The 16,237-nt window shown below is 43.2% G+C and carries 19 protein-coding genes; 1 reads left to right on the top strand and 18 read right to left on the bottom strand.

All coding sequences use genetic code 11. The annotated features are described in order from the left end of the window. Nucleotides 1-11 precede the first annotated feature (11 nt). From GFC28_RS00715 to GFC28_RS00665, 11 genes are all read right to left on the bottom strand, one after another. A complete protein-coding gene (locus GFC28_RS00715) occupies nucleotides 12-716 on the bottom strand; it encodes a demethylmenaquinone methyltransferase (RefSeq protein ID WP_044742251.1) in 705 nt (234 codons plus the stop codon). A 4-nt stretch (nucleotides 717-720) separates the two neighbouring features. Next, a complete protein-coding gene (locus tag GFC28_RS00710; RefSeq protein ID WP_044742250.1) occupies nucleotides 721-1,536 on the bottom strand; it encodes a heptaprenyl diphosphate synthase component 1 in 816 nt (271 codons plus the stop codon). A 113-nt stretch (nucleotides 1,537-1,649) separates the two neighbouring features. Next, on the bottom strand, nucleotides 1,650-1,871 hold the full coding sequence (mtrB, locus tag GFC28_RS00705) for a trp RNA-binding attenuation protein MtrB (RefSeq protein WP_044742249.1): 222 nt from the start codon (nucleotides 1,869-1,871) through the stop codon (nucleotides 1,650-1,652). Between the two features lie 31 nt (nucleotides 1,872-1,902). Continuing rightward, nucleotides 1,903-2,469 carry a GTP cyclohydrolase I FolE gene (gene folE, locus GFC28_RS00700; RefSeq protein ID WP_044742248.1) on the bottom strand — a complete coding sequence of 189 codons (567 nt, stop codon included), beginning with the start codon at nucleotides 2,467-2,469 and terminating at the stop codon, nucleotides 1,903-1,905. A 309-nt stretch (nucleotides 2,470-2,778) separates the two neighbouring features. Further along, on the bottom strand, nucleotides 2,779-3,051 hold the full coding sequence (locus tag GFC28_RS00695) for an HU family DNA-binding protein (protein ID WP_149917072.1): 273 nt from the start codon (nucleotides 3,049-3,051) through the stop codon (nucleotides 2,779-2,781). Between the two features lie 473 nt (nucleotides 3,052-3,524). Continuing rightward, nucleotides 3,525-5,003: a stage IV sporulation protein A gene (gene spoIVA, locus GFC28_RS00690; RefSeq protein WP_044742246.1), complete on the bottom strand. Its 1,479-nt coding sequence runs from the start codon at nucleotides 5,001-5,003 to the stop codon at nucleotides 3,525-3,527. 136 nt (nucleotides 5,004-5,139) lie between these two features. Next, nucleotides 5,140-5,859 carry a hypothetical protein gene (locus GFC28_RS00685; protein WP_044742245.1) on the bottom strand — a complete coding sequence of 240 codons (720 nt, stop codon included), beginning with the start codon at nucleotides 5,857-5,859 and terminating at the stop codon, nucleotides 5,140-5,142. 27 nt (nucleotides 5,860-5,886) lie between these two features. Continuing rightward, nucleotides 5,887-6,090, bottom strand: a complete 204-nt coding sequence (locus tag GFC28_RS00680) for a DUF2768 domain-containing protein (RefSeq protein ID WP_044742244.1) — start codon at nucleotides 6,088-6,090, stop codon at nucleotides 5,887-5,889. A gap of 179 nt (nucleotides 6,091-6,269) precedes the next feature. Then, entirely contained in the window at nucleotides 6,270-7,298 is a 1,029-nt protein-coding gene (locus tag GFC28_RS00675; protein WP_044742243.1) for an NAD(P)H-dependent glycerol-3-phosphate dehydrogenase, read from the bottom strand. Nucleotides 7,299-7,319: 21 nt separating this feature from the next. Beyond that, a complete protein-coding gene (der, locus tag GFC28_RS00670; protein WP_044742242.1) occupies nucleotides 7,320-8,630 on the bottom strand; it encodes a ribosome biogenesis GTPase Der in 1,311 nt (436 codons plus the stop codon). 94 nt (nucleotides 8,631-8,724) lie between these two features. Beyond that, on the bottom strand, nucleotides 8,725-9,324 hold the full coding sequence (locus GFC28_RS00665; RefSeq protein WP_044742241.1) for a YphA family membrane protein: 600 nt from the start codon (nucleotides 9,322-9,324) through the stop codon (nucleotides 8,725-8,727). Nucleotides 9,325-9,815: 491 nt separating this feature from the next. Between GFC28_RS00665 and GFC28_RS18545 the strand changes: the two genes are divergently transcribed. After that, nucleotides 9,816-9,950 carry a YpzI family protein gene (locus GFC28_RS18545; RefSeq protein ID WP_082063544.1) on the top strand — a complete coding sequence of 45 codons (135 nt, stop codon included), beginning with the start codon at nucleotides 9,816-9,818 and terminating at the stop codon, nucleotides 9,948-9,950. Between the two features lie 243 nt (nucleotides 9,951-10,193). Here the strand turns inward: GFC28_RS18545 and fni are convergent, their stop codons facing one another. The 7 genes from fni to ypeB all read right to left on the bottom strand — a co-directional run bounded on the left by fni (nucleotide 10,194) and on the right by ypeB (nucleotide 16,225). After that, on the bottom strand, nucleotides 10,194-11,243 hold the full coding sequence (fni, locus tag GFC28_RS00655) for a type 2 isopentenyl-diphosphate Delta-isomerase (RefSeq protein ID WP_044742239.1): 1,050 nt from the start codon (nucleotides 11,241-11,243) through the stop codon (nucleotides 10,194-10,196). A 12-nt stretch (nucleotides 11,244-11,255) separates the two neighbouring features. After that, nucleotides 11,256-12,413 (bottom strand): 30S ribosomal protein S1, encoded by a 1,158-nt coding sequence (gene rpsA, locus GFC28_RS00650; protein ID WP_044742238.1) that lies wholly within the window; start codon nucleotides 12,411-12,413, stop codon nucleotides 11,256-11,258. 135 nt (nucleotides 12,414-12,548) lie between these two features. After that, nucleotides 12,549-13,130, bottom strand: coding sequence for a lysophospholipid acyltransferase family protein (locus GFC28_RS00645; protein WP_044742317.1), 582 nt, complete (start codon nucleotides 13,128-13,130; stop codon nucleotides 12,549-12,551). Between the two features lie 5 nt (nucleotides 13,131-13,135). After that, nucleotides 13,136-13,804 carry a (d)CMP kinase gene (cmk, locus tag GFC28_RS00640; protein WP_044742237.1) on the bottom strand — a complete coding sequence of 223 codons (669 nt, stop codon included), beginning with the start codon at nucleotides 13,802-13,804 and terminating at the stop codon, nucleotides 13,136-13,138. An 88-nt stretch (nucleotides 13,805-13,892) separates the two neighbouring features. Further along, nucleotides 13,893-14,075 (bottom strand): DUF5359 family protein, encoded by a 183-nt coding sequence (locus GFC28_RS00635; RefSeq protein WP_044742236.1) that lies wholly within the window; start codon nucleotides 14,073-14,075, stop codon nucleotides 13,893-13,895. Between the two features lie 58 nt (nucleotides 14,076-14,133). Beyond that, nucleotides 14,134-14,805, bottom strand: a complete 672-nt coding sequence (locus GFC28_RS00630; protein ID WP_044742235.1) for a flagellar brake protein — start codon at nucleotides 14,803-14,805, stop codon at nucleotides 14,134-14,136. A gap of 76 nt (nucleotides 14,806-14,881) precedes the next feature. After that, complete coding sequence (gene ypeB / locus GFC28_RS00625; protein ID WP_044742234.1) at nucleotides 14,882-16,225, bottom strand: germination protein YpeB; 1,344 nt, start codon at nucleotides 16,223-16,225, stop codon at nucleotides 14,882-14,884. Nucleotides 16,226-16,237: the final 12 nt, after the last annotated feature.

Here is a 16,237-nt window from a genome sequence, read left to right as displayed (position 1 = left end):
TTTATAATGCGTCACGGCTTATATCCTAGATGCATGGCAGCTGCGCCAAATGTATACGGCTTGACTTCGATATTGATAAATCCAGCCTTCTCGAACATGCGCGCCAGCTCTTCCATCCCTGGAAAATCTCGTGCTGATTCTTGAAGCCATGAATACTCCTCATAGCTTTTCGCAAAAAGCTTTCCTAACACCGGCATAATAAAGCGGAAATAAAAGTAATACAGCTGGCGAAACCCGATGAGCGTTGGCTGTGATGTTTCTAAACAAACCGCTTTTCCGCCCGGTTTCAGCACGCGGTGCATTTCTTTCAGCACAGTCATATAATCCGGAACATTTCTTAATCCGAATCCGATCGTCACATAGTCAAATGTATTATCGGAAAACGGAAGCTCCATTGCATTCCCGTGGATTAATTCCACATTGTGCAACTGCCGTTCATTCACTTTTTGCTGCCCAATTTGCAACATATTTTGACTAAAATCAAGCCCGTAGACCTTTCCATCCGGACCCACCGCCTCGGCTAAAGCAATGGTCCAATCACCCGTGCCACAGCAAACATCTAACGCTTTCGTCCCTTTTTGCACCTTCATGCGGTTCATCGTATCTTGGCGCCATTTTAAATGGCGATTAAAGCTGATGACGGAATTCATCCGATCATAATTTTCATAAATTTTTTCAAATACGTGATGAACTCGTTCCTCTTTCGATCGTTGCATCGTCTTACCCTTCTTCCACTGTCTTTTTAACGATGACAGAAAAATTGCTAATAAGCTCAGAAAGCCGTGTTTGCAGCAGTTCGTTGCACTCGAGCTTCATGTTGAGCAGCTCCTCTTTGCAATGCTCAATATAGCGGTTGCAAATATGAGACAAATAATGCTTCTGTTCTTTTGCGATCCCTTTATTTTTTGGAAAAACAATGCTTGCCATCTGATCAAACAAAACGGATGTCCCGTGCTTCATGAGGCGCTCTTTTTCACGGACGATTCGTTTCAGCAGCAAAAAATAGTAGGCAAATTTTGACCATGACGGTAAGGAGATGTGCTCGCCGATTTTATAAATTAACGACGATTCAATGACGGCAACGCTATGAAACAGCGCTTCGATTCGCGTAATATCCTTTTGGTACAAGCGAATCTTATGTTCATTAATCTCTTTGATGGCTTGAGCAAATACATGAATCATTTCCAAATTGTTCTTTTTGGCTAAATAATCATAATACAGCCCGCTATACAAATCTCCGGCAAGCACCGTCAATTGCCTTGTCTTCAACTCACGATCCTGCTGCTGTGGAAGCGAATTTGTCACTTCATCATGGGTATCAAGGGCGATTTGCACAAGCATCATCGGAACAACGTACCCGTCTATCTCATCAAAAGAAAGATCCGCACTCTCCAGCATTGACAGCGACAATAGAATCCGATCCTCATCAATCACATGAGCAGATATATGCTGCAATAAATACGGATGATGAAGAAAGCGCCCGATTTGTTCTTTTAGAACCGCAATTTTTTTCATGATGTGTTCCAATACGATCACCCTTGCTCCCCAAAATTCGTTTTCAATGCATAGCGCATTTAATTATAGCATAAAATTTCGCGAATGGCTCTAGTTTCGATAGAAAAAGGACAACAGAAATGCACGTTCTACCGCTATTTTTTCGCTTCCGAATGAATTTCACCGTGATTTGTCTGAATCAATGCATTTCCTCTGACCTTAATAGCAGATGTATGCTCTGTAAATTGCGCAATTAGCACTTCTCCTTTATCCAGCTTTTCAGAATGGTGAAAGCGCGTATCTGCCCCTCTTGTTAAACCGATGACACTAACGCCGTCCTCCAGCGCTTTAATGACGATATAGTCGCTATTATACATCCAATTGCCCCCTTTCAACTTAACGGCAGGTTTACCCTTTTATCAACGACAGAATTTCCGCACGGGCGGTGGAATCCGTTTCAAGCGACCCGCGTACGGCTGTCGTCACCGTTTTTGCTCCAGGCTTTTTCACTCCGCGCATCGTCATACACATATGTTCTGCCTCTACCACAACCATAACACCATGAGGATCCAACGTTTCCACAATTGCATCCGCCACCGTCGCTGTAATCCGCTCTTGAAGCTGTGGACGACGCGCCACTGCCTCAACCGCCCGCGCGAGCTTACTGAGCCCTGTCACCTTTCCACCGCGCGGAATATAAGCAACATGTGCGACACCAAAGAAAGGAACTAAATGATGCTCACACATAGAAAAAAACGGGATGTCTTTGACAAGCACCAATTCTTCATGCTCTTCGCTAAAAACCGTCTGAAAATGCTCTTTAGGGTCCTCATTCAATCCAGAAAACATTTCCGCATACATCTTTGCTACCCGTTTCGGTGTATCTACTAACCCTTCTCGATTAGGATCTTCACCAATCGCTTCTAAAATCAGGCGAACCGCCTGTTCAATTTGCTCATAATTCACATTTGACATCTTGCTCTACATCCTCCTGCATCGCACAAAATCTCTTTGTAAGTGATCCGAACCGAAATGATCAGCCGTCCGCTCATCTTGGAGCGAGAACTTTCTTTCCACATGCAGCGCCCGAAATCAACTGGACTTTCTTTTTTTCAAAATGAAAAATACCATAAAGACAAACATGATAAATGATTGATATAGCTTATTATGTATAAATGAGGGGGGGCCTGTAATCCGATTCTAGCACATATGGGAAAAAAAAAGCAAAAAAAGAAGGGCGACGAAACCGCCTTGCCCTTCTTTCCAGCTCTTTTTATGTAGCAATTACTTTACAGCATCTTTAAGAGCTTTACCTGGTTTGAACGCAGGAACTTTGCTCGCAGGGATTTCCATTTCTTCCCCTGTTTGTGGATTGCGTCCTTTACGAGCTGCGCGCTCACGAACTTCGAAGTTCCCAAAACCGATTAATTGCACTTTATCGCCATTTTTAAGCGCTTCTGTAATGGATTCAAAAACAGCATCGACTGCTTTTGTTGCGTCTTTTTTAGAAAGGCCGCTAGTTTCTGCAACCGCATTGATTAATTCTGTTTTGTTCATGCCATTCACCTCCTCCCAAGGGCTAATCAACATGCTTATTCCATTTGTTCACAATTTCGCGTATTTCTATACGTATCAAGCAATATTAAATTGTCGACATGCCTATCTTAAACGATTCATCGGCATAATTCAACATATTTTCAGCAAATGAATGTAATTTAGTCACATTTCACCAATGAAACTAAGTTTTGCTGATAAAAGATTATCATATGTCTTATTTGTTCGCAAGATGAAACCCTTGTTTTTTCAAGGCTTTTATTTATTTTCTTTCAATAGGGTCCTTCCTCTTCATAAAAATATGGCTATAAAGCCAGCAAAACTCTCTTCCGGCGAAATGGTATACCAAGCTTCTATGCGGCGGACGATCGTCAAAAAAACGGAAATTCCCCTTTTGAAGACATTATACGACTAAGTTTATCAAGAAAGTTCGTTCAACAAAAAAAGACCCCGAATCGGAGTCTCGGTTTCTCGTTTTATAAAATAATGGCGATTAATCCTCCAGAACCTTCGTTGATGATGCGTTCAAGCGTTTCTTTTAATTTATAGCGCGCGTTTTCTGGCATTAAAGCGAGCTTCGCTTGAATTCCCTCCCGCACGATGGAGCTAAGTGAACGTCCAAAAATGTCGGAATTCCAAATGGAAAGCGGATCATCTTCAAAATCTTGCATTAAATAACGGACTAGCTCTTCGCTTTGCTTCTCCGTACCAATGATTGGAGCAAATTCTGACTCAACATCCACTTTAATCATATGAATGGATGGAGCAACCGCTTTTAGACGTACACCAAATCGTGAGCCTTGGCGGATGATTTCCGGCTCATCTAAACTCATATCCGAAAGCGCTGGAGCGGCAATGCCATATCCTGTTTGTTTCACCATCTTTAAAGCATCCGCGATTTGGTCATATTCCGCTTTTGCATGTGCAAAATCCTGCATCAGCTGAAGCAAATGATCCTTCCCGCGAATTTCAACGCCAACAACCTCTTTTAGGATTTGGTCATACAGATCATCCGGTGCGTATAAATCGATTTCAGCCACTCCCTGCCCCATTTCAATACCAGCAAGGCTTGCTTTATCAATAAAATCATATTCACCGAACTGTTGCACAACCCGGTCAACATCACGAAGCCTTTTAATATCTTTCACCGTGTCTTTAACGGCTTCTTGGTAGCTTTCACGGAGCCAATGATCTTCACGAAGCACCATGACCCAGCTCGGTAAATTCACATTCACCTCAAGCACCGGAAATTCATATAATGCTTCACGGAGTACGCTGTATACATCTGCTTCACGCATGCTTTCAACGCTCATGGCCAGCACAGGAATATCATATTTTTCACCAAGCTGCTGGCGGAGCGCTTCCGTTTCCGGATGATGCGGACGGACCGTATTGATAATCATGATAAACGGCTTTCCAACTTCTTTCAGCTCGTTAATCACTCGTTCTTCCGCCTCTACATAGTTTTGCCGCGGAATTTCTCCAATCGTACCGTCCGTCGTAATCACGACGCCGATCGTTGAGTGTTCTTGAATCACTTTTCTCGTCCCAATCTCCGCTGCTTCTTGAAACGGAATCGGCTCTTCATACCACGGCGTATGAATCATGCGCGGGCCGTTTTCATCTTCATATCCTTTCGCACCTGTTACGGCATATCCGACACAATCAACAAGCCGAATATTGACTTCTAGCCCGTCATCAACGCTTACCTTAACCGCTTGATTGGGTACAAACTTTGGTTCAGTTGTCATGATGGTTTTACCGGCGGCGCTCTGTGGCAGCTCATCTTGTGCGCGTGCCTTATCTGCTTCGGTTCCGATATTCGGAATAACCACAAGCTCCATAAATTTTTTTATAAATGTCGACTTGCCTGTTCTAACAGCTCCGACTACTCCTAAGTAAATATCGCCGCCTGTTCGTTCCGCGATATCTTTGAAAATATCGACTTTTTCCAAATGACTCCCCTCCAGTCTTTGAGTCGTTGTGGCCCTATAGGACACTATATGAATATGATGTTGTCCTATTCATTTATGACTAAAATAAGAAAAAATCCCTTCTCTAGAATGTATTCAGAAGAGAAGGGATCATGACTTATTTCGTTAAAAAAATCGGTTCGTTATGCTCATCGATTGTATAGGGAAGAGAATAAGCCGGAACAAATAAAGAGTTTTTTACTAGCAGATCGCGAATATCATCGCCCGGCTTATATGATGCCTTTGTTTTTTTCAGCATGTCATATAAATCGATCCGGTAATCCACATAAATCTCGCCATTATAATCAATCACAAACGGCAAATTATTTCCGGAAAACGGACTAATCGCATATGGCGGTTCCTTATATCCGAGCTTTTTATAGTCCAGTGTAAACACACCTTTCGCCACCATATTCTTAAATGGCGGATATCCATGGGAATCACGGTACATTTGCAAGCGCAGCTTTAGATCACGGATTTGATCCGCCATCCGCAAATCAAGTAATTTTACTGTTGGATTGGTTTCAGCATCAACAATGACATACTGGAAAATCCCCCCGCTTTCAAACGCATTTCCTGGCGGCTCCTGCATATAGCGTGGAACAAGCATTTGAAAGTCGATCGGATATTTTTGATAAATGGGCGTTTTCATATCTCGTGTTTTAATCGGCAATAGCCCCCCCGTTGCTTGGCGGTATTGATCAACGGCTTGCTGTACACTTGCTACTTGGCTTTCATGCGGAATTTGGTTTTGTTTTAATCGTTCATCCGGATATAAACAACCGGCTAATAGCAGCACCATGACGCTAGCAATCATCCATCGTAGAGCTAATTTCATCCTAATCTCCATCCTTTTGCCTGTCCATTATTCTGGCGTTGGCCCGCTAAACACAACAAAAATAATAATAATTCCAGCTAAAATCATTAATATGTAAGCTATTAGCGCAAGCACTGCTTTCACGGCCTTGTTTTTTACTTTATAACGGCTGATATAAATCGAAAAAACAGAAATAAACATAAAAACCATCGAAGTAATGGCAATCCACATTTTCGCTAATCCCGGCGACATATTCGTTCCCCCTTTTTTCGACAACTATTATACAAGATTGGCAGCAAACTACGCAAAAAAAACTGAAGTAAAGTGGGGCTCTTTACTTCAGTAGACTAGTACCCTTTGTCCGGAAGTTCAAGTCTATGAATGTTCGTGATATTGTATGCATCGGTCAGCACCCTGGCATCATCGAATGCCTATTTTTCTAAAATATTGATTAAATCTTCCATTTCATTCGTTTTCATGCGCGCCATTAATGAATCTGCCCCTTCTTTCGGATCTTTTCCGTTAAACAATACGTCGTAAAGCACCTCAGTAATGGGCATTTTCACATTCAGCTTTTTAGCAAGCTGATGAGCGGCTTTGGTTGTTCTGACTCCTTCGACAACCATTCCCATACTTTGAAGCACTTCATCCAGCGGATTTCCTTTACCGAGTAAATGCCCTGCTCTCCAATTGCGCGAATGCACGCTTGTACACGTAACAATTAAATCGCCAATGCCCGCCAACCCTGAGAACGTCAACGGATTCGCCCCCAGCGCGCAGCCTAATCGCGCAATTTCCGCAAGCCCTCTTGTAATAAGAGCCGCCTTGGCGTTATCTCCATATCCTAATCCGTCTGTAATCCCAGCGGCAAGGGCGATAATATTTTTTAATGCTCCACCAATTTCAATCCCGATTAAATCTGGATTCGTATAGACCCGAAAATACTGCGAGTTCATAAATAAATCTTGAACGCGTTCAGCTGCCGTCATATTTTTCGACGAAACGGTTACTGTCGTCGGATGGCGCAGGCTCACTTCCTCCGCATGGCTCGGTCCCGACAACACAACGACATCCTGCAAAAGCGTTCCCATTTCCTCTTCAATAATCTCCGAAATTCGTTTATGTGTATCTGGTTCAATTCCTTTGCTAACCGTTACAATCGTAATCGGTTGTCGCAGACATTGCTTTACTTTTCTGAGCACCTCGCGAATGGCCTTAGTTGGAACAGCCAGTACAGCTGTGTCAATCGCTTCAAGTGCCTCGCTCAAAGAAGAATAGCCCGTAATTCCTTCAGGAAGCTGAATTCCCGGCAAATATTTTTCATTTGTCCGCTTTTCGTTAATTTCTTTGATTTGCTCAGGGCGTTGGCCCCATAAACGAACGCCATGACCGTTATCGGCCAGCACCATAGCCAGCGCTGTGCCCCAGCTTCCCGCCCCCAATACCGCAATTTGCTCCACTCTTACCACTTCCTCACCATATTATTTTCTTGGTCTAGCAATTAGTTTAATGGGCGTGCCTTCAAAGCCAAATGCATCCCGAATCCGATTTTCTAAAAAGCGTTCATACGAAAAATGCATCAGTTCTGGATCATTGACAAACACAACAAATGTCGGCGGCTTGACTGCTACTTGGGTGACATAATAAATTTTTAAGCGCTGGCCGTTATGGGTCGGCGTCGGATTCATCGCTACGGCATCCATAATGACTTCGTTTAAGACATTTGTTTGCACGCGCATTGCGTGATTTTCACTAACCGTTTGCACAAGTGGCAACAGTTTATGCAGACGCTGCTTCGTTTTTGCTGATACAAACAAAATCGGAGCATAATCAAGGAATTGGAAATGATCACGAATTTTTCGTTCAAATTCTATGAGCGTTTTATCATCCTTTTCCAGAGAATCCCATTTATTGACGACAATGACAACTCCCCGTCCTGCTTCATGAGCATAGCCGGCAATTTTTTTATCTTGCTCGATGATTCCTTCTTCTGCATTTAATACGACAAGAACGACATCGGATCGTTCAATCGCTTTGAGCGCACGCAAAATACTATATTTTTCAGTGCTTTCGTAAATTTTGCCCCTTTTTCTCATACCGGCTGTATCAATAATGACGTATTCTTGTCCCTCACGCGTAAATGTTGTATCGACAGCATCACGCGTTGTGCCGGCCATATCGCTTACAATGACGCGCTCTTCCCCTAAAATAGCATTTACTAACGACGATTTCCCGACATTAGGACGGCCAATTAAGCAAAACTTAATGACATCATCCTCATAATCGGATTCAGCTTGCTTAGGAAAATGCTGAGCCACGGCATCCAATAAATCTCCAAGTCCTGTGCCATGCGATCCCGAAATTGGATACGGTTCACCAAATCCAAGAGCATAAAAGTCATAAATCAGATCCCGCATATCCGGGTTGTCGATTTTATTGACAGCAAGTACAACCGGCTTATTGGAGCGATGCAGCATTTTGGCTACCTCTTCATCTGCTGCCGTTACCCCATCACGCCCATTCGTCATAAAGATAATCACATCCGCCTCATCAATTGCAATTTCTGCCTGCTGGCGAATCTGTACTAATAAAGGTTCGTCACCAATATCAATTCCACCTGTATCAATCACATGAAATTTATAATTTAACCATTCAGCACTGCTGTATATCCGATCTCGAGTGACTCCCGGCACATCTTCAACAATCGAAATGCGTTCGCCAGCAATTCGATTAAAAATGGTCGATTTTCCCACATTTGGACGACCAACAATCGCTACTACTGGATTGGCCATTATATCATCCTTTCCTTCATTCTGATTACGGCGACTCAAAAACACAGCTGTTTTATTTTATCAAAAACGATCACACTCAACAATAGATAGAGCGCTATAACGGTTTATTTCGCTTCATCTGTTTGTGGACCATATCAGCATAAACAGAAAGATTTTCCAATACTGACCATAAGGCCAGACACACACATGAAAGTGATAGTTCATCCAAAAAGGCAAGCGAACCAATCGCATAAGGAAACGAATACGTCTTGATTACGAATGCATACATCATTTCTCCTTGGCAACTTCCAGCAATGATACATAACAATCTTTCTGGAAAATGATGATGCAGCATAAGGCAGACAAATGTTAACATGATCGCGACCATCCACGTTTTGTCAATCAGCATCCAAACAGGATCAATCAAAATAAGCAGATGGAAGGAAGCATACACAAATGAAACCATCATCATCGATAGCAACATATAAACAAGCTTCCAGCCACTTTTTTTAGTGATAAAATAATAGGCAATCACAAGAGCGAATAAAAAAGATAAAGTGATAGAAAAACCGCCAATGGTTATATGATAAATAGAAAGCATAATGGAAATAAGCACAGCGGCGGCTAGCATGGTGCGCACTTTTGTTTTTTTCATTAAAAATGTAGCAAAAATCCAGCATGCCCACGAGCACCAATAAAAATAGAATCCTTCCACATGAATCCTCCCTTCTCTTTCCATTATTTCATGTTTTCTAAAAACCTAACCCCTGTCATCACCTGTATAGACTCGAATGAAAATAAAGAAAGAACCATCGAAAATCATTGGCAACCACCGGAAAATCAAATTGCATTTTTTCACATAACAAACGTGATGTGTCAACAGTTGCTCCAAAACAAGGGGATGATGCGGTAGAGCGTCCAAACATGCCGCTTTTAGAGCGCGCAAAAAGTCCATTAAATCTCTATCGCTCGGTCTTTTGTCGCATATTTGCATGGCAGAGTCACCCCCTCTTTTCCTCACATCGGCATCTTTCCGTCTAAAGTCCGGTTCATTCCATTAGCCAATCGTCTGTAAGTGGTCACCGCGAACAAATCGGATCATGCTCTTTTTTTCACTTTACTTCTTCAAGCCTGATATCGTTGCATACAAGAAATCAAAACGTGTGAAACTATTCTTGAAGTTTAAGGAGAAAGGGGAGTGTTCTAATGGGAAAGGACCGTCAGGAAAAAAAGCTCAAGCGCTCTGGACGCGTTGAATCTGACCGCGACCAAGCGCTTGAAAACAAGGGGGCGACTCGTCTCGACACACCGGACGAAGCGCGGGAACAAAATCAACATTAACCTCGTCCAATGATCGTTTATGAATACTAAAAATAAAAGCTGACTTTACGAGAAAAGTCAGCTTTTATTTCTTTCGATCTTTATCTATCGCAAACTGTCGTAAGCCTCTCCCGCCTGCACTTCGTTAAGGGGGGAGACTTCTCGGTGGATGATATAAAAAAACGCTTGTCAGACAAAAAACATAGCCTAGCAAGGTTCGAAACGCAAGATAAAAGCGCTTGCCAGCAGGTGAAAATCCGCTTTTTATCTGCGGCTGTATACTTTCGTATCAAATCCTCTTTCATTGAGCCAATGATGTGTTTGCCCATAAATCACAAGCGGAACATGCCGAAGCTCTTCAATGGTTCGAGTGCCTAAAGCCGTCATCAACAGGCGAAAATCTTTGTGCCATTCATGAATAAGCTCCAGTAACGACTCTGTCCCCTGTTCCATCCATACTTTCAAAAATAGCTGTGCGACTCCCACCGCTTGTGCGCCAAGAGCGATCGCTTTTACCGCATCAAAGGCGCTGCGCACTCCCCCGCTTCCAATCACCGACAGAGAGGTGGCGCTTTGTGACACTTCTACAATGGACGCAGCGGTTGAAATTCCCCAATCGTTAAAATAGGATAAGCTAGTTGGGCGCCGATTGTTTTCAATACGAGCAAAATTCGTGCCGCCAAAGCCGCCGACATCGACAATCGTAACACCGATCTCCTCCAGCTTTTGTGCCGTTTCCTTACTCATGCCAAAGCCAACTTCCTTGACAATAATCGGCACACCGACAGCATGGACCATGCGCTCAATCCGGCGCAAAGCTCCGATAAAGTTGCGGTCACCCTCAGGCATGACCAACTCTTGCACAGAATTTAAGTGAATCTGCAGGCCATTTGCTTCGATCATTTCGACCGCTTGCTTCGCTTCGTCTACTGTCGCTTCACTGCCAATATTCGCAAAAACAACACCTGTTGGATTGACTCGACGAACAATCTCGAATGACTGCCGCTCTTTTGCATCCTTGAGCGCTGCCATCTGGGAACCGACAGCCATAGCAATCCCGCATTCCTTTGCAATTTCAGCTAATCCTTTGTTAATTTCCAGAGTCGGCGGTCCCCCTCCTCCTGTCATCGCATTGACAAAAAGAGGCGAACTTAATGAAAGTTCACCTAAAATCGTGCTCAAATTCACATCATTTGTACCCATATCCGGCAGGCTTTGATGAACAAATACAATGTCATCGAATCCTGCTTCTCTTTTTTGTTCAAGATTTAGCGCATGCACAATGTGCTCTAGCTTCCGTCTGCCTCTTTCCACTAGCATTCACCGTTATTTCAGTTTCTTAAGCTGGTCACCAACCACTTCTCCAAGCTGGAAGCCTGTTGATTCTGCCTGTTTTGTATATTGACTGTAATCTTCTTCATTCACTGGCTCTTCCATTAACTCGCGCATGCTTAATGAAATGCGATGCTCCGCTTCGTTGACTTCAAGCACTTTTACTTGAACCTCATCGCCTTCTTGTAATACCTCATGCGGAGTGCCAATATGCTTATTAGAAATTTGTGAAATATGCACAAGGCCTTCAACACCTGGGAAAATTTCAACAAACGCCCCAAAAGGCACAAGACGTTTGACTTTTCCTGTTACTACATCGCCAGGTGCTAGTTTTTGTGAAATATTTTCCCATGGGCCCGGCAGCGCCTCCTTAACAGACAGCGAAATGCGGCCACTTTCTTCGTTCACTGACAGCACCTTCACTTTTAACGTATCTCCTTCTTGAACAACATCAGACGGATGAGCGACACGTGCGTGAGACAGCTGCGAAATATGTACAAGTCCATCAAAGCCGCCGATGTCAACAAATACGCCAAAATCAGTAATACGGCGAACGGTGCCTTCAATCACTTGCCCTTCTTGAAGCTTCTGGAATGCTTGCTTCCGCTGTTCTTCTTGTTGTTGTTCAATCACTGCGCGATGAGATAAAATCACGCGATTTTTAGCGCGATCCAACTCTACAACCTTCACTTTCAACGTGCGCCCTTTATAATCAGAAAAGTCTTCCACAAAATAAGTTTCAACAAACGATGCCGGGATGAATCCTCTTACGCCGACATCCGCAACAAGACCGCCTTTTACAATATCCTTTACCACCACATCAAACGGCTCGCCGCTTGTAAATCGCTTTTCTAGCTCCTCCCAGGCGCGGTCCGCATCGACCGCCTTTTTAGATAAAATTAATAATCCTTCGTCTTCATTTTCTCCTTCTTCCACTTTTTTCACTTTTGCAACGATCTCATCCCCAACGGAGACCGCATCGCTTGTTTTTTCAATATGAAGGCTGGATAGCTCGCTAATCGGAATGATGCCGCTTTGCTTGCTGCCTGCAATATCCACAAGCACTTGTTTTTCTTCAAGCTTGGCGACTTTGCCGTGAACGAGATCACCCACCTTATATACATTTACCTCTACATTCATATCCTCTACCATTAAAAACCCTCCTTCGTCGACTACCCATAGCTACTGTAAAGCATGACCAAAGGAAACAAATGTGCCTATTTTCCCATGAGGTCTACTTTTCTCATTATTATACCATATTTTTTCAAAAAGCATGTATTGGAATGCTCAACGATGTTCATCTAAAAGTGCTTGAATATGATTCATAATGTAATCCGTTGCTTCCTCAGGAGACGCCTTTCGTTCTCTCAGCTCATCCATTGGAATGGGCGAACCGTATACAACCTTCAGCCTTTTCAATGGCCGATATGGCCCGATAATCGCGCAAGGCACTACTTGGGCATCCGTTCTTAAAGCAAAAAAGCCGACACCAGACAGCCCCTTTTTTAATTTGCCGTCCCTGCTTCTTGTCCCCTCTGGAAAAATTCCGAGCACATTTCCTTGCTTTAGCACATCCAAGCCCGTTCGTAGTGCTTGCCGGTCGCTCATTCCCCGCTTAACCGGAAAAGCGTGCAATGACGGAAGCAAGCTTTTTAAAATCGGTACACGAAATAGCTCTTCCTTCGCCATAAAATGAATAGGCCTTGGAGCCGTAATGCCGACAATCGGAGGATCTAAATTGCTAATATGGTTAGAACAAAGAAGTACGCCGCCTTCCTTCGGAAAATGTTCGGTGCCGATGATTTCGACACGATAAAGGGGCTTTAAAATCCCCGATACCACTCCTTTCGCAAACGAATAAAAATTCAAGGCAATCAAATCCTTTCCTCTATGATTTTCATAATCTCGTTCACGACGTCATTGATAGATAAAGAAGTTGTGTCAATTTCAACGGCATCTTCCGCTTTTTTCAGCGGCGCAACCTCCCGTTCGGAGTCTATCTTATCCCGGCGGGCAATTTCCTCCTTCAGCTTCTCCAAATCGGAGGCAAATCCCCGAGCCAAGTTTTCCTCATGCCGACGCTTGGCTCGCTCCTCTACCGATGCCTTTAAAAAAATTTTGACTTCTGCCTGGGGCAATACATGCGTTCCGATGTCGCGCCCATCCATGACCACGCCGCCCCGTTCGCCTAATGCCCGCTGCCGTGCCACCATTTCCTCACGAATAAGCGGATGCTTCGCCACTAATGAAACAGAATTGGTGACTTCTTCACTCCGAATAACATCTGTTATATTTTGTCCGTTAACAAGCACAAGCTGACCGCGTTCAGAAGGCTTCAATTCAATATATGTATCGCGTAATACCTGCAAAAGCGCTTGTTGGTCATGTAGATCAACTCCCTTTTGCAACGCAAGATACGTAAGAGCACGATACATCGCTCCTGTATCAATGTAAACATAAGCAAGTTTTTCTGCCACAATTTTTGCAACCGTGCTTTTTCCGGCAGCGGCTGGTCCGTCAATGGCGATTGATATTCGCTTCATATACCCTCCTAATGATCGTTCAAACATATTTTTCAAAGAAAAAAGCAGGACATCTCCTGCATACTTCGATGATATTTTATCACATGATTCAAGGATGGTCGACGGTTGTTTCCATTGTTTTCGTTTTTTCCTGTTTGCTAACTCCTTCATATTCGTAGACTTTGGTCACATACGGAGCCAAAGGCGTATACAATAGCAAGCATTGTGCTAACAGTAAAAAGAGCAGCTGCACAATCACAATTTTAAGCAAAATGCGTTCCATTCGTTTCATCTGACAACCGCCTTTTTCATTTTTTTGTCATTATCATCCTTTCACATTTTTCTTTCTTTTATTCTGGTAGTCCCTCTGCTTTTTTCCTTATAGCTAGTTGTCTTTCAAAGCTGTAGCGTATCAGTAGAACGCGATCTTGAGAAGAGATGGTCAAAAACTGCAATGATGCCTTCTGAACATAGCTCCCTTCCACCTGAAACACTCGAACAATTTTGGCTGGCACTTTCATATAATGATATTCTCCCGATTTCATAGGCAGGACAAACCAAGCCTCCACGATCATTCCTGGCAAAATATGGATTCCTCTTTCCGGCAAAACAATGGCCGCTCCTCCTGCACTGATATCCGTGGTCATGGTAGCAAAGGGAGAAAATTCTCCTTGAAGCGGATGAATCGCAACATCTACTGTAGCTTCCACACGCACATATTGCCTGCGCTGCACACGGATCAGGCGCTGTTCATCTGGATAAGAAAGCATAATCATCGGAATCGGGTCGCGCACTTTTCCCCGTACTTCTGTATCGAATAAATAAAGACTTCCATCTTTACCGACAAAGCTTGCTTTAAATTGCATTCCATTCATTAAAAATACAGTTTTCCCCGTTTTTTGATTAACAGGATAGTCGATATAAATAAAATCCGGGAAAACCTCTGCCACTTTGCATTTATATTCATGCACTTCTTTGTCGTTCCTTGATTCGAGAATGAGCACATCCCCAATGTTTATCATATGTTCTCCCTCACATTCCTTATCACCTTTCATTTTTATTTAAACAAAAAGGAAAAGCTCTTGACAAGCTTTTCCTTTAATCATACGTTCGTTCGACGCTTTGCATTTTGGTCACTTTTTCCTCAACGCCGTTTTGGGCATTGATGAAAATTTGATACGTATCATCGCCTAATGTGCCTAAAAACTCGTAACAAAGCACTTCTTGATTCAAATCATTTGTAATCACAGACTGTCTCTCTTCCATCACTTTAACACTTGGATTTAGCTTCGCTCTTGCTTGTTCAAGCGAAATCGCTGGTTTTGGAAAGCGATGAAGGCTAGGGGAGGATAGGTAATCGCGAGCCGAGAAACCGACCACCGTTCCATCATCTAACGCAATTTTCATTTGGATCGCTTCTGGATATATGCGAATACCATGATCATTCGTAACAAAGGTCAATACGGCTACGTTGTCGTATTGAGTACTGTCATATAATTCAACATTGGTAAAATGATGCTTCTTTAAAAAATCCATGCCTTTCATCGTTGCTTCATTCAAACTGATCGCTTGTTTGTGAATGGCGCGGTTATCAATGGCCCAAATCGGGTAGCCGCCCCTTTCTGTCACATCCATATACGTTTCTGTTTTTGTTTTCGGATCATAAATCGTGAGACTGTAGAAGCGATCTTCCGCTCCTTTTCCACTGTGAACAACCTTGATCTTTTCGTTTCCTTTTAATCCTAAAAAGGATTTAGCAATCTTCTTCGCTTCATCTGCCGTAATTCGCTTTCCTTTCGCTCTAACAAATCCCCGTTCTTGAACGGCAGCGCTTGTAAATGTCGGAGACAGATTCGCTGTTTCGGCAAACGATTCGACATTGCTTTCCACCGTTTTAAATCCATCAATAATCGTGTTATCGCTCGGGCGCTGGTTTGTTGCTAGCGCCAGCTCTACATCCATCCAACGCAAATTATTTTTGATGACTAAATGCTGAACATTGCGCAGCTCATTTTGAATATCAGACGCTTGTTTATAAAGAGTTTGCAACGTTTGATATTCTTGCTTGGTAAGCGGCTCTTTTGTTAAATCGCGAATCGCCGCACGATAACTAAATGTACCGATCTGCGCAAGAAATTGTTGCGTTTTATTAAAGGGAAGAAGCGATAGTGGAAGCTGTCCAACGTCGGAATGCGCTTCCGAGGCAATCCGCCACACTTCTGCCAGCGCTGGAGAGAGCGACGTTTTAGAATTCATCGCTAATGTTGTGCCGATTTGATCGTGCAGCAGATCTATTTTGTAAGCTAAATCATGAAATGAACGCTGATAATTGTTTTCGGCATGCACCAAAATCGCGTTTTTTTCCTGATGCTCACGATAGCCCCAGTAAGCTGTTCCAATAATCCCTAGTGATAAAAAGCCAATAAGCAAAGTCCGCAACATATAAAATCACCT

The organism is Anoxybacillus sp. B2M1, assembly GCF_001634265.1.
In the GTDB taxonomy this organism is placed as follows: Bacteria; Bacillota; Bacilli; order Bacillales; family Anoxybacillaceae; genus Anoxybacteroides; species Anoxybacteroides rupiense.
The sequence above is the reverse complement of the archived record's forward strand: the minus strand, read 5'-3'. Positions and strand labels throughout refer to the sequence as shown.